The organism is Psychromonas marina (assembly GCF_030161115.1).
Lineage (GTDB): Bacteria > Pseudomonadota > Gammaproteobacteria > Enterobacterales > Psychromonadaceae > Psychromonas > Psychromonas marina.
Genome location: NZ_BSPQ01000005.1, coordinates 396,772 through 410,855 on the forward strand (window position 1 = coordinate 396,772; position 14,084 = coordinate 410,855).

A 14,084-nucleotide genomic window follows, 5' to 3' on the forward strand; every position below is an offset into this window, starting at 1 on the left:
AACTAGCTAGTTTTCTCTGTTTATTGGATAAACAGGGCGAGACGAAGCTCTCACTTCTTCTCGTTGTTATTAAAGCTCAGCGTTTTCTTTAATCAGCTGATCAACAACACTTGGATCAGCCAGTGTTGATGTATCACCTAGTTGATCACTTTCACCAGTAGCAATTTTACGCAGAATACGACGCATAATTTTACCTGAACGTGTTTTTGGCAATCCTTCTGCCCAGTGCAAAATATCGGGTGTTGCAATTGGCCCAATCTCCTTACGTACCCATTGTTTCACTTCTGCATATAGTTCAGGTGAAGAGAATTCGCCTGAATTTAAGGTGACGTAAGCGTAGATCCCTTGGCCTTTGATCTCGTGGGGAACACCAACAACAGCAGCTTCCGCAATTTTAGGGTGCGAGACTAATGCACTTTCAATTTCAGCAGTGCCCATACGATGACCGGAGACATTGAGTACGTCATCAACACGTCCTGTGATCCAGTAATAGCCATCTTCATCACGACGAGCGCCATCACCCGTTGTGTACATGCCTTTAAAGGTTGAGAAGTAAGTTTGTTCGAAACGATCATGGTTATTAAATAGTGTACGCATCTGCCCCGGCCAACTATCAAGCATCACTAAGTTGCCTTCGATTGCACCCTCTAAGATAACCCCTTCATTATCAACTAATGCCGGTTGTACGCCAAAGAATGGGCGTGTTGCCGACCCCGGTTTAAGATCTGTTGCACCAGGAAGAGGTGTGATTAAAATGCCACCGGTTTCTGTTTGCCACCATGTATCAACGATAGGGCAGGATTTGTTACCGATTTTATCGTAATACCATTCCCATGCTTCTGGATTAATCGGTTCACCTACCGAGCCTAAAATACGCAATGATTCACGTGATGTGCCTTTGATTGCATCATCGCCTTTTGCCATTAATGCGCGAATTGCTGTTGGAGCGGTATAAAGCAGCGTCACATTATGTTTATCAACGACTTCACTCATACGTGCCGTTGTTGGGTATGTAGGGACACCTTCAAAAAGCAGTGTGGTTGCACCATTAGCTAATGGACCATATACAAGGTAACTATGACCGGTGATCCAGCCTACATCTGCTGTACACCAGTAAATATCACCCTCTTGGTAATCGAATACATACTTGAATGTCATCGTTGCATAAACGAGGTAACCACCGGTAGTGTGTAAAACACCTTTAGGCGTTCCTGTTGACCCCGAAGTATAAAGAATAAACAGTGGATCTTCAGCGTTCATGGCCGTTGGTTCACATTGCTCTGATTGTGGTGCTGTGATCGTCTCCCAGTCTAAATCGCGCTGTTCATGCCAAGCAACATCACCACCAGTATTTTTAAAGACAATCACTTTTTCAACGCAATCAGTCCCCTCTTTTTCTAATGCTTCATCAACATTAGCTTTAAGTGGAACGGGGCGGCCACCACGACGACCTTCATCAGCCGTGATCACTATTTTGGATTTACTATCAATAATACGGCCTGCAATGGCTTCGGGAGAGAAACCGCCAAATACAATTGAGTGAACTGCACCAATACGTGTACAAGCTAACATTGCAACTGCAGCCTCAGGCGTCATCGGCATATATAAACAAACAACATCACCTTTTTGTACATCTTGTGCTTTTAATGCATTTGAAAATTGGCAAACACGTTTGTGTAGTTCGTTATAGGTAATGCTTTGATCTTGGTCGGGAGAATCGCCTTCCCAGAGAATAGCAACTTGATCGCCTTTGCTAGCAAGATGACGATCAATACAGTTGGCAGAGACATTAAGTTCGCCATCTTCAAACCAGTTAATAGAGATATGGCCAGGGTCGTAAGAGCAATTTTTGACCTTAGTATAAGGTTTTATCCAATCTAGAATTTTACCTTTCTCACCCCAAAATGCTTCAGGATCATTAATCGATGCGGCGTAGTCTGCTAGGTATTGTTCATTCGTTAATAGGCTTTTTTCAGCAAGCTCAGCTGATACTGGGTAAACGTGATTTTCACTCATTCTTAACTCCACATAATTAAAGAGACAAGCACTTACACTTATTAGCGACTCTGATGCTTGAGGTTGTTTGAAATTTCACCACCTAGTTTAAGACAGCAATAAAAAATAAGTTGTGAAGCGACTAGAGCTTGTTAAATAAATGTTAACCCTGTGTGCCTGTAAAATTGTTTTTGCGATCAATATCAATAAAAACAGAGCGCTATATTTACGGTCAAAAAAAGTCTTATTACTAGGCTTGTTTTGATTTACTTTTGCTATTTTATTCCTAAGCTTTAGTGTGAATATTCTGTAATAGTTTGACGCTAGTAGGGTGTTAATGCAGTTTTTTGACACTTTTTCACATTAATTAATTTCTGTTTTTAGCGTTGTTGACCGTCTGAAATGGCTTTACTGGAGTTTATGATGTTAACCGCTAGTTCGCTTGAAAAAGATGCTTATCACCAAGCAATGATTACTCAAGTAAAACAAGAAAAAGGTTTTGCTGTGTTAATTTCAACAGTGCTGTTAGCGATGGCCGCTATCCTCTTTACTGCTAATATGGCCTACTCACAACTTGTTAATAATCAGATCGTTGGAAACTATTATCGTAATAATGAAGCCTTTGCTAATGCAGAATCAGGTGTAAATTTTGTATTAAGCCAGCTAGATGATCCACAACGTGCACAACTACTTTTGAATACCTTACCAGTAACCTATAACAATAGTGCAAGTCACTATCGTGTTCAGGTCGATAAGTTAACAACCAACAGATTAATTATTACCTCTGATGCTACCTCGGTTGATGGCAGCGCAATTCGACAAATTAATCTTGAAGTTGAGTTCTACCTTAATTTTCCTATTCCAAACGCGGCTCTTTCTGTGAATGGAAAGCTGAACTTGGATGAATCTGCGTTAGTAAATGATGGTTGTGAAGGTCTAGAACAAAGTGATTGTCTGGCCTCTGGTAATGTGGCTGAAGCTATGTTGGTAAGTAATCCTAATATTGAAATTCCTGTTGATGATGACGATTGTTCAGGAGAGCGTAGCGGTGAAAATGTTATTGCTGATAATGTATTAAAAGGGACTAGCCTAGTAAGCGTTATTGCTAAAACAACCACTGCAGACGATGTTGAACGTTATAATTGGGAGATGGGTGAACTTCCTGAAACGTCTTATATTAGTGAACTACCTGTTGATCCTGACTTTAAAGCTGGATCACTTTTTGAGGCTACCTTTGCGATACCAATGAACGCAGATAACCTTGACAAAATTTGGGATAACGCCGCACAAATCGATACCAGTTATGGGGGGAACTGCTCTGATCAGTTTCAGGTCATTGATGAAGAAAAGGAGATTATCTACATCAAAGGTGATTGTGATATTAGCCAATATTATACGCAGCAAAGTAAAACATCAGAGAATAAGGTTTTCACCATTGGTTCAGCAAAGCATCCAAAATTAGTATTCATTGAAGGTGGGACATTTAAGACGCAGCCAAATACCGGTGCGCGTGTCGTTGGTATGCTTTATTTTCTTCCGGGGAGTCATGCTCATGTTGATGGTCATGGTAAGCCTATTGATCTTAATGGTAACCGTTTATCGAAGTATGCTGAAGCTATTCAAGTACCTGATATCAATATTGATATGGGGGGAATTAATGTTAATGGAGCTTTATTAAGTGAATATAAATGTTCCCACGACGGCCATGATAGGAGCAACAGTAATAACACCAAACAACACTTTTCAGCGCGCTTTGATAAGTTAGTGTTAGATAAGCTTTATGATAATTTAGGCGTCAAACCAACCAGTAGTGGATATCGGATTGCAGCTGGAACATGGCGTGATTTCTAATGCTAGCTAATAAAATAAGTGCTGGTTTTTCATTAATTGAAGTATTGGTGGCACTATTTATTGTCAGCATAACGGCAGTAAATATTTCAGGTTTGCAAAAGCTAATCGGCGATCAAAATCGAGATAACTTCTCACATGCGGTGGTTGTTGATCTGGTTTCCAAAGAGATGGAGGCGTTGATGCAGTATCAGCGGCTACAAGATGTATTGAATCTTAATGGGCACTCCTCGACTTTTAGTATCAGAGGTAATGATTTTGATTTAAAGTGGAAAATAGCGCAGGTCCCGGACACTTCTGCAACATCACCGATTCGGCTAGTATCAATAACAGCAAGTTGGTTAAGTGCAACGGGAAACTATCAAACCTATACCTACTCAGAGCAAGTGTCATTTACTATGCTATTAACCGGAGCTGGAGGCTCCGGTGACGTTTTTCCTACTACAGTACCTAACCTATTAGGTACCGAGAAAGTTGCTCATTTTGAGCCTAAAATGGGCTATAAAATAGATGCTTATGTTATTTATGACAGTCACTTATACCAAGCGACGGAAATTCATGATTTAGGTAACGGACTACAGCGTGATATTGCTCCCCCTATCAATAAGCAGGGAGTTGTTGCAGAAGGTTGGGATAAACTTGGGCGTATAGATGATCCAACCTTAGCAAACCTATTTATAGATTAGATAAAACCATCAACGACGTTGTCGTGATATGTTATTGTTATTATATGTATCAACGTATAGAGCTTCTTTTCATGATCAATAGTCAAATAAATATATTAGCGCAGGCCAAAAGTTACTTACACTCTGTCACATCAACACAATATAGAGCGGTAATTTCTCCGCTTTTTATCAGTTCCGCAGGACAGCATATCCGTCATATTTTAGATCATTACATTGCTATTAAAGAAGCAATCCACAGTGGCACTATTAATTATGATAAACGCAGCCGAGGGGGAACAATAGAAACGGATATTGATGCTGCAATGGCTCAACTAGATGAAATTGAAGAGTTCCTGTTGTCCCTTAGCAAGATACAGCTGCAGCAAACGATACAGCTTTCTACAGAGGTTTCTGTTGAAAAGAAACAAGTTGAAGTTGTTGATACGACGCTTGCAAGAGAGCTTATTTTTGTTGGTAGCCATGCTATTCACCACTTTGCGATGATAGGGCAGATATCAAAAGCACAGAAATTAACCATCCCAGAGCAATTTGGTATTGCACCTGCAACTGCAACCTTTATGCGTGATGAACAATGTGCACCTTAACCTATCGCTTAACCGAATCGGGTTATGAGCTTTTTTTTAATCGTGATGAGCAGCGAAGTCGTGCTCAGGCTATCGTGCCGCAGGTCGATAATGATCTAAATGCTATTTACCCCGTTGATCCTGTTGGCCAAGGTACTTGGCTTGGCGTACATCAAAGTGGTCTCTGCCTCGCTTTACTTAATTACTACCAAGCAGAGAAAAAAGCAACATCAGGTGAGTTTATTAGCCGTGGTGAAATTATCTTAACGCTATTAACTAGCCAAGGTGACATTATTGAACGCTTAAAAGATCTGCCTTTGAGTCACTACCAGCCATTCCAACTTTGTATTTTCCCTGAGGGGTTAAACATAACGAATAAGCAGTTATTACTTTTGCAGTGGGATGGCGAAAACTTGACTAAGCAACCACACTCTCCATTTTTTACCTCTTCTGGTGTTGATTACCCACAGGTTTACCAGGCTCGTAAAAAGGCATTTGAACAGATAGTGTCGGCTTCGGCGCCAACAACGGAGCAATTATTGAAATTTCATCAGCAACAGCAAAACGAAGGGAAATTATCAGTGAAAATGTTTCGGGAAGACGCACAAACGGTCAGTTTTAGTCATATCGTTGTCGGCGATGCTATTCAGTTTAACTACATTGATTATATTGATGGAACACGGTCGTTAGCTTCTTTAAAACGTATTTAAGTGAGGAAGTGAGAGTGAAGTTATCCACTCTCTACTTTAGGTATTATTACTTATTAACGTTTATTTTTTGTAGCAGATCACTCTCATAAATTGCTTGCTTAATGAGAGCGAAAGAAGCGATGGTTGAGTTCGGGTGAAGCTCTGAAGGACAGATTTCTACTCGATTTTGAAAGTCAGGTAAAGATTGATGCGTAATACATTGTTTGATTGCATTAAATAGGGTGTTTTGCGCATTGATTATTCTACCTGCAATCACTACTTTTTCAGGATTAAGAATATTGATCAAAATCGCGATTGTTTTTCCTAAGTAACTAGCGGCTTCGCTAACAATACGTTCACAAAGTGGATCTCCGTATGCTGCTGCTTGATAAATATTATCAATATTTAAAGTCTTGCCTTCAAGTGGAGAACTCGCTCCCTCTGCTATCGCTTTCTGTACCTTTTTAACGATGATACTGTCACTTACTTCTGTTTCAAGACAACCATAATTACCACAATGACATTTTTCTCCTTGTGGATTAACTTGTATATGGCCAATTTCACCGATATTGAAGTTAGTACCTAATAATTGTTTGCCTTGCACAATGATACCAGAGCCCACACCGTGATGAACGCTGATAACGATCGAGTCTTGGCACCCTTGTGTTGCACCAAAATAATGTTCAGCTAATGCAAGGGCACGGGTATGGTTACCGATAAAGGTAGGAATATTAAAGCTTTTTTCTAATAGCTCAGCGAGCGGGATATTATTAAGTTTATCGGATGCTGTATAAATAATACGCCCTTGCTCTGGGTTAATTAACCCTGATAGCGTCACCGAGATCGCCGATATTGTATTTCCTTGCTCTTGCTCATCATTGATTAACGTTTGTATCTCACGTTGCAGCAAGCTAACAAGTTGCTCACCGCTTTTGTTTTCAATATTGATGCGTTTATCAACTGATTTTTGTCCCTCTAGATTGTAGCGGCTAAGAGAGAGTAAGCGGCGGCCTATAGTAATTGCGATGACATAGATCTTTTCTGAATTCGGTGTAATTGATATTGCGCATCGTCCGCCGGTTGAAGCTTGACGTTCCGTTTCTGTGATAATTCCTTTTTCAAGGAGGTAGCGAGTAATTTTAGTCACACTGGCCGGAGCAAGGTGGCTTATTTTAGCTATTTTCACACGAGAGATCGGTGCGTTTTGTTCGATAACTTTATAAATACGCGCACAATTAACCTCTTTAATGAGGTCAATATTTGCAACACTAGAGGTGGCGTTAGAGCGAACTTGTTGCATGTGAATCCTATTGTCTGATTTATTGATAGTTAAGGTAAGACTATGTTGAACAGTAGTTTTACCTTAATTTAAACGGAAATAATATAAAGATATTTTTATGATGCTTTATAAACGCCATTTACGACAGTTGCAACTACTTTGTAATCATTAGTGAAAATAGCAAGGTTAGCGATTTTTCCTGATGAAATACTGCCTAATTTATCCTCAACAGAAATTGCTTTAGCAGGATAAAGTGTTGCCATACGAATTGCTTCTGCGAGTTCAATACCCACAAACTTAACCGTTTGCTCAATAGACTCAATCATGGTGACTGCAGAGCCACCTAATGTGCCATCGGCACCAAAGCATTTACCATCTTTATAATAAACAGTGGTTCCTACAAAGTCGAAAGAATCAATATTAGCCCCAGCTGGTGCTGTAGCATCAGTGACTAAAAATAATTTTTCACCCATGATTTTTTTCGAAATACGTACATTCTCGTAAGCAACATGGAAACCATCAACAATCACACCAGCATACAGTTCATTATCATAGATTGCGCCTACCACACCCGCTTCGCGGCCGGTAATTGCGGTCATTGCATTAAATAAATGTGTTGCACAACTTGCACCATGATCAATGGCAACCTTTGCTTGTGCATATGTCGCATTAGTATGGCCAAGCGAAACGACTATATTATTGTCACTGAGTTTTTTGACAACGTCTGCAGGGCTATTTTCAGGCGCAAGAGTTAGCATACTAACAATGTCACTGTTTTCACAGATAAGATCTATCATTGCATTATCAGGTTTACGGATAAACTCTGGACGATGAATACCTTTTTTTTCGATACTTAAATATGGGCCTTCTAAATGTAAGCCTAATACTTCATTGGGTGTGTTATCGATGTAGTGTCGTGCAACGGCTAATACGCGTTTAATACCTTCATCTGCATCGGTAATAAAAGTCGGTAGAAAACTGGTAGTACCGGATTTAAGGTTAGCTGCTTGCATTATTTCAAGTGTCTGTTGGGTTTCTGCACCATTGAGCATCACACCACCACAACCATTAAGCTGTAGGTCAATAAAACCAGGGCTCAGGTTTGCGCCATCTAGGTCTATTTTTTCGATATCAGCATTAACTGCTGTTGTTTTAATAATACACTTGATTGAATCATTTTCGATAAGCACTGCATGATCAGTTAACACAGCGTCTGTGGTGTAGATGGTACAGTTGGTTAGTGCGTACATTGAAATCCCCTTTAATTGACAGGGGACGAGGCATGCGCCTCGCTTTTGTATGCTAGCGCGTAATAAACTAATTACGTGTACTAACAACGTATAGGACTATTGTCCTATCCCCTTTTTAATAACCTTATAGGTTACCGATATTTTCTGCTTCAAGCTCAGAGAAATACTTAAGTGTTTTCACTTTAAGTTCCATTGTTGAAGGTGCATCACAAGCAAGAATCGCTTTCTGATGAAGTTGTAATGCTGTTACTGTCCATAAATGGTTTACAGAGCCTTCAACAGCTGCTTGTAATGCTTGTGCTTTATTGTGACCCGTTATTAAGATCAGCACTTCTTTTGCATCAAGCAGCGTCGCAACACCAATCGTTAATGCTAGTTTTGGTACTTGATTGATATCGTTGTCAAAGAAACGAGAGTTAGCGATCAATGTATCTGGCGTTAACGTTTTAACACGTGTACGTGAAGAAAGAGATGATCCTGGCTCATTAAATGCGATATGACCATCAACACCTACGCCACCCATGAACAAGTTAATCTGACCATAGCTTTTGATTTTATCTTCGAAACGTTGACACTCAGCTTCTAAATCTTCAGCAAGACCATTAAGTAGGTTAATGTTTTGCTCTTGAATATCAACATGGCTAAAGAAGTTATTGTGCATGAAGCTGTAGTAGCTTTCTGGATGTGAAGGCTCAAGACCAACATATTCATCCATATTAAAGGTAACCACGTTAGCAAAGCTTACTTCGCCTGCATTATACAAAGCAATCAATGCTTTGTAAGCAGTCAGTGGCGTGCCGCCTGTTGGTAGACCTAGAACAAAAGGGCGTTCAGCTGTTGGGGCAAACTTATTGATTGCATCAACAATGTAACGGGCAGCCCATTGGCCAACTTCAGGTGATGAATTAAGTGGAATTAAACGCATTTTTTTCTCCAAAGATTTAGTGAACAATAATAGTTAATGCGTAGCGTAAATTAAGTTTGTTTTTATTTCCACTTATTTTTGCTTTAAATCGCCTTTTAACTCACGTTTTAGCCTTAAAATGATTTGTGTTTGACAACTATCACAAAATGGTTTGTTTTAATTTGCATCGCAAAAAAAACACTTTAAAGTCTAGCCTAGATTTTATAACAACACATTTATGATGATGTTAATAAGATTCACGAAATTAATAAATCACACGAATAATCAAACTTTAGGAGAGTTAATAGTGAATATTCTTGGATACATGCAAAAAGTAGGTAGAGCGTTAATGGTTCCGGTGGCTGTATTACCAGCCGCGGCAATTTTAATGGGTATCGGTTACTGGATCGATCCAAACGGTTGGGGTGGTGATTCCGCACTTGCTGCATTTCTAATCAAGGCCGGTGCTGCTGTAATTGATAACATGGCACTCTTATTTGCCGTGGGTGTTGCTTACGGTATGTCGAAAGATAAAGATGGTGCTGCTGCACTTTCTGGTTTAGTTGGTTGGTTAGTCGTTACTACCTTGTTATCTCCAGGTGCGGTTTCACAAATCCAAGGTATTCCTATGGATCAAGTGCCACCTGCTTTTGGTAAAATTGAAAATCAATTTGTGGGTATCTTAGTCGGTATTATCTCTGCTGAGCTTTACAATAAATTCTCAAGCGTTGAACTACATAAAGCATTAGCCTTTTTCTCTGGCCGTCGTTTAGTACCGATCGTAGTTTCAGTGGTAATGATTGTTGTATCGTTTGTGCTAATGATTGTTTGGCCTGTTATCTTCTCTGGTCTACAGCATTTAGGCGAAACAATTTCTGGTATGGGTGAAATTGGTGCGGGTATCTATGCATTCCTTAACCGTCTATTAATTCCAGTTGGTCTTCACCATGCACTTAACTCAGTATTCTGGTTTGATGTAGCGGGTATAAATGATATTCCTAACTTCTTAGCAGGTCAGGCAACTATCGATGCATTTGCTGCTAACGGTAAAGTAGCAATTGGTACTGTTGGTATGTATCAAGCTGGTTTCTTCCCAATCATGATGTTTGGTCTACCAGGGGCTGCACTTGCGATTTACACTACTGCAAAAACTGAAAATAAAGAGAAGATCGCATCGATTATGCTTGCGGCGGCTTTAGCTTCATTCTTTACAGGTGTAACAGAGCCGCTTGAATTCTCATTCATGTTTGTTGCTCCACTATTATATGTTGTTCATGCTTTGCTAACGGGTATCTCGGTATTCTTCGCTGCAAACATGGAATGGATGGCAGGTTTCGGTTTCTCTGCTGGTCTTGTGGATATGGTACTTTCTTCACAAAATCCATTAGCGAAACAGTGGTACATGCTGATCGTTCAAGGTCTTGCATTCTTCGCAATCTACTACTTCATCTTTGTTGCGCTAATCAAAGGCCTAGATCTTAAAACACCTGGTCGTGAAGATGCTGATGCGGATGCACCAAAAATAGCTGCTGGTAAAGAAGATGCGAATGAGCTAGCTAACCAATATGTTGCTGCTCTAGGTGGCATGGATAATCTTGAAGTAATTGATGCTTGTATTACACGTCTACGTCTTACATTAAAAGACCGTAGTGTAATCAGTGAAGCAGAGCTGAAAGGTCTTGGCGCAATGGGTGTTGTTAAGTTGGGTGAAAATAATCTACAGGTTATTATCGGTCCACAGGCTGAAAGCATTGCTAACCGCATGAAAGCTGCAAAATAGTATTCAATAACGATAAAAGTTAATCACTGAGCGTGATAGCTGATAAAGGCACTCTTCGGAGTGTCTTTTTTTTTGCCTACTATTTACCTTTTCTCTTGAGCTTAGTTGCAGAATATAAGATGATTGCTCCCTTGTTTTGAGTAACTGTTTAACACGCTTTTAAATAAGCGCTGTTTTCATTGCCAATAGACCGCCATAGCGCAGGCTGAGCTTTCTGCTGCCGTTATGTAAACACGCGGTTTGGTCATTTAAATCGATATATTCATAAAATGAAGTATATTCAAATGGCAGCACTTAATGCAGTTACTTTTTTATTCGTTAATTTTTTAGAGGTGAGCAATGACTCAGGTAGACACTAGCCCAAGCAATTTTATTCGTAACATTATCGATGACGATCTTAATACGGGCAAACACCAGTCTATCCAGACGCGCTTCCCGCCAGAGCCAAACGGCTATTTACATATCGGTCATGCGAAATCTATCTGTCTAAATTTTGGTATCGCTGAAGATTACCCTAATGCCGCATGTAACTTACGTTTTGATGATACTAACCCGCTTAAAGAAGATGTGGATTACGTACATGCTATCGAGAAAGATGTTTCTTGGTTAGGTTTTAAATGGCAGGGTGAAGTACGTTACTCATCTAATTATTTTGAGCAACTATATAGCTATGCCGTTGAGTTAATCGAAACGGGCAAAGCTTATGTTTGTGAATTAAACGCAGAGCAAACACGTGAATACCGTGGTTCGTTAACCTCTGCGGGTAAAGATAGCCCGTTCCGTGATCGTTCTGTAGAAGAGAACCTTGACCTATTTGCACGTATGCGTGCCGGTGAGTTTGCAGAAGGTTCAATGATGCTACGCGCTAAAATAGATATGGCATCGCCAAATATGAAGATGCGCGATCCCGTTATCTACCGTATCCGTTTTGCACATCATCACCAAACGGCCGATAAATGGTGTATCTACCCAATGTATGATTTCACGCACTGTATTTCGGATGCGATTGAAGGGATCACACACAGTTTATGTACCTTAGAGTTTGAAGATCACCGTCCACTTTATGATTGGGTATTAGCTAATATCAGCATTGCTGCTAAACCGCGTCAAATTGAGTTTTCACGTCTTAACTTACAATATACATTAACCTCAAAGCGTAAACTTGCTGCGTTAATTGAAGAAAATATTGTAACGGGTTGGGATGATCCACGTATGCCTACGATCTCTGGTATGCGTCGCCGTGGTTATCCTGCAGCCTCATTACGTGAATTTTCAAAACGTATTGGTGTGACCAAACAGGAAAATACCGTAGAGCTTGCTTCATTAGAAGCCTGTGTACGTGAAGATTTAGAGGCCAATGGCCCACGTGCAATGGCGGTATTAGATCCGATAAAAGTGATCATCACTAACTACGATGAAGCTAAAAGTGAACAACTTGTCGCACCATGTCATCCTAAAGATGAAAGCATGGGTACACGTATCGTTCCTTTCTCGCGTGAACTCTATATTGATCGTGCTGACTTTAAAGAGGTTGGTAACAAGCAGTACAAACGTTTGAAGTTAAACAAAGAGGTGCGTTTACGTAATGCTTACGTGATTCGTGCAGATGACTTTAAAACCGATGCTGAGGGTAATATCACCGAGGTACATTGTACCTACGATGCGGGCACATTGGGTAAAAACCCTGAAGATGGCCGTAAAGTAAAAGGTGTTATCCATTGGGTTGATGCTAAAACCAATAAACCTGCAGAGTTCCGTATTTATGATCGTCTATTCTTAGTTGATAACCCTGCTGCTGAAGAAAGTATTGATAGCGCACTGAATGCACAGTCATTAACAGTTCAAAAAGGCTTTGTAGAAGTAAGCTTGGCGGATGCTGTTGCTGAAAAAGCGTACCAGTTCGAACGTGAAGGTTATTTCTGTGCGGATAATACTGATTCGACGGCAGAGCACTTAGTATTTAACCGTACAGTGGCATTACGCGCTACTTTTTAACTTATTTAAGTGATTAAAGTTATTTAACAAAAAATTAAATGACTGAATAAAAAAGCGACAGTTGAGTATTCAGCTGTCGCTTTTTTTGTTTGTTGTATTGATGGTGTTATTGATTTATTAAAGCGACACAATTTAGTGAATCAGATTTTTATAGCGTAACGCTTTACATCATTAACATTTATAATGAAATGAAGGGCGTTATTTTTTTAAGCGTACCTTGACCAATCCCCTTAACGTTCATTAACTGCTTCAAATCCGTAAAATTACCTTTTGCTTCACGATAGTCAATGATGGCTTGTGCTTTTGTCTTGCCAATCCCTTTAATAGCCGCAAGTTGTTTATTGGTTGCTTGGTTAATGTTTACTTTTTCCATCTGCTGTGTTGATTTAGTCATTGAGCTTTGTGTCGCTTTACTTTTGTCATCGACCATTGCCCCGACTTTATCATCCGCGAGAGCTGGCATCGCAAATGACACTAAGAGTAATGAAGCCAGAAGTGTTAAACGAGTGATTAATTTGTTAAACATGGTATTTCCTCTTTTAATTTGTGGTAAATATAATTTAGATGTTATTTTGACTTTATCAAGTGGCTGAGGTATAAAATATTAATTACGCGATTTTAAAATTTATCAAATCTGTGTGGATTCATCTTTTTTTAGTATTAAATTAAGTCGTTTTATATAAAACTTGGGCTGGTGCTTATGGAGATTTTGGGTTTGAAAGGAAATCTATTTTATCACTATCTCTTTATCTCCTTTTTTGTGTTGTAAATACAATATTGAGTTTTTTATTTTTAAACGCTTATTGACTCGCCTATGTTTTTTGAGAGCACTTTATGGTCAATTTATAGCCCTATGATTTTAAAGGTAAATATAGATTTTATCTTTAATGCTTAAAAAAGAGAGATCTGGATCAAGTTGTTATCATCACTTTTATTATTGAGGCTATTTGCTTGATATGATAATCATAACTTATAAATTAGGTTGCATTGCTTTATTGGATATAAATTAAGTTGCGATCTTTTTTATAGTCTATAGATAACGAGTTCTTTGTTTTGGGCTAAGCTATAAATTAATAACAGTTTAATGAGGTTGTT

At 39.4% G+C, this 14,084-nt stretch carries 11 protein-coding genes; 6 read left to right on the forward strand and 5 right to left on the reverse strand.

Annotation, left to right across the window (positions count from 1 at the left end; translation table 11 throughout):
- Window positions 1–69 precede the first annotated feature (69 nt).
- Entirely contained in the window at window positions 70–2,016 is a 1,947-nt protein-coding gene (gene acs / locus QQK09_RS10310) for an acetate--CoA ligase (RefSeq protein WP_284204050.1), read from the reverse strand.
- 399 nt (window positions 2,017–2,415) lie between these two features.
- Between acs and QQK09_RS10315 the strand changes: the two genes are divergently transcribed.
- The 4 genes from QQK09_RS10315 (at window position 2,416) to QQK09_RS10330 (ending at window position 5,802) form a co-directional block, all read left to right on the forward strand.
- Window positions 2,416–3,846, forward strand: coding sequence for a pilus assembly PilX N-terminal domain-containing protein (locus tag QQK09_RS10315; RefSeq protein ID WP_284204051.1), 1,431 nt, complete (start codon window positions 2,416–2,418; stop codon window positions 3,844–3,846).
- Entirely contained in the window at window positions 3,846–4,529 is a 684-nt protein-coding gene (locus tag QQK09_RS10320; RefSeq protein WP_284204052.1) for a type IV pilus modification PilV family protein, read from the forward strand. The genes QQK09_RS10315 and QQK09_RS10320 overlap by 1 nt, the downstream gene beginning before the upstream one ends.
- Before the next feature lie 71 nt (window positions 4,530–4,600).
- The gene (locus QQK09_RS10325; RefSeq protein WP_284204053.1) at window positions 4,601–5,113 is read left to right on the forward strand and encodes a DinB family protein; all 513 of its coding nucleotides are present in this window, start codon (window positions 4,601–4,603) and stop codon (window positions 5,111–5,113) included.
- Window positions 5,101–5,802, forward strand: a complete 702-nt coding sequence (locus QQK09_RS10330) for an NRDE family protein (protein ID WP_284204054.1) — start codon at window positions 5,101–5,103, stop codon at window positions 5,800–5,802. The genes QQK09_RS10325 and QQK09_RS10330 overlap by 13 nt, the downstream gene beginning before the upstream one ends.
- 46 nt (window positions 5,803–5,848) lie before the next feature.
- Here QQK09_RS10330 and QQK09_RS10335 read toward each other — a convergent pair whose 3' ends face one another.
- From QQK09_RS10335 to nagB, 3 genes are all read right to left on the reverse strand, one after another.
- Window positions 5,849–7,081: an ROK family transcriptional regulator gene (locus tag QQK09_RS10335; protein ID WP_284204055.1), complete on the reverse strand. Its 1,233-nt coding sequence runs from the start codon at window positions 7,079–7,081 to the stop codon at window positions 5,849–5,851.
- A gap of 95 nt (window positions 7,082–7,176) precedes the next feature.
- Window positions 7,177–8,310, reverse strand: a complete 1,134-nt coding sequence (gene nagA / locus QQK09_RS10340) for an N-acetylglucosamine-6-phosphate deacetylase (RefSeq protein WP_284204056.1) — start codon at window positions 8,308–8,310, stop codon at window positions 7,177–7,179.
- Between the two features lie 124 nt (window positions 8,311–8,434).
- A complete protein-coding gene (gene nagB / locus QQK09_RS10345; RefSeq protein ID WP_284204057.1) occupies window positions 8,435–9,235 on the reverse strand; it encodes a glucosamine-6-phosphate deaminase in 801 nt (266 codons plus the stop codon).
- Window positions 9,236–9,521: 286 nt separating this feature from the next.
- Between nagB and nagE the strand changes: the two genes are divergently transcribed.
- Together nagE and glnS are read left to right on the forward strand one after the other, a co-directional pair.
- Window positions 9,522–10,994, forward strand: coding sequence for an N-acetylglucosamine-specific PTS transporter subunit IIBC (gene nagE, locus QQK09_RS10350; RefSeq protein WP_284204058.1), 1,473 nt, complete (start codon window positions 9,522–9,524; stop codon window positions 10,992–10,994).
- 339 nt (window positions 10,995–11,333) lie between these two features.
- Window positions 11,334–12,989, forward strand: coding sequence for a glutamine--tRNA ligase (glnS, locus tag QQK09_RS10355; RefSeq protein ID WP_284204059.1), 1,656 nt, complete (start codon window positions 11,334–11,336; stop codon window positions 12,987–12,989).
- A gap of 178 nt (window positions 12,990–13,167) precedes the next feature.
- On the opposite strand, the gene QQK09_RS10360 is transcribed toward glnS, so the two are convergent.
- Entirely contained in the window at window positions 13,168–13,515 is a 348-nt protein-coding gene (locus tag QQK09_RS10360; RefSeq protein WP_284204060.1) for a ComEA family DNA-binding protein, read from the reverse strand.
- Window positions 13,516–14,084: the final 569 nt, after the last annotated feature.

Bases quoted from the DNA above. Each gene is read 5' to 3' on its own strand.
- nagA (WP_284204056.1), bottom strand. From the start codon at position 8,310: ATGTACGCACTAACCAACTGTACCATCTACACCACAGACGCTGTGTTA.
- QQK09_RS10335 (WP_284204055.1), bottom strand. From the start codon at position 7,081: ATGCAACAAGTTCGCTCTAACGCCACCTCTAGTGTTGCAAATATTGAC.
- QQK09_RS10315 (WP_284204051.1), top strand. From the start codon at position 2,416: ATGATGTTAACCGCTAGTTCGCTTGAAAAAGATGCTTATCACCAAGCA.
- acs (WP_284204050.1), bottom strand. From the start codon at position 2,016: ATGAGTGAAAATCACGTTTACCCAGTATCAGCTGAGCTTGCTGAAAAA.
- QQK09_RS10330 (WP_284204054.1), top strand. From the start codon at position 5,101: ATGTGCACCTTAACCTATCGCTTAACCGAATCGGGTTATGAGCTTTTT.
- nagB (WP_284204057.1), bottom strand. From the start codon at position 9,235: ATGCGTTTAATTCCACTTAATTCATCACCTGAAGTTGGCCAATGGGCT.
- QQK09_RS10320 (WP_284204052.1), top strand. From the start codon at position 3,846: ATGCTAGCTAATAAAATAAGTGCTGGTTTTTCATTAATTGAAGTATTG.
- glnS (WP_284204059.1), top strand. From the start codon at position 11,334: ATGACTCAGGTAGACACTAGCCCAAGCAATTTTATTCGTAACATTATC.
- QQK09_RS10360 (WP_284204060.1), bottom strand. From the start codon at position 13,515: ATGTTTAACAAATTAATCACTCGTTTAACACTTCTGGCTTCATTACTC.
- QQK09_RS10325 (WP_284204053.1), top strand. From the start codon at position 4,601: ATGATCAATAGTCAAATAAATATATTAGCGCAGGCCAAAAGTTACTTA.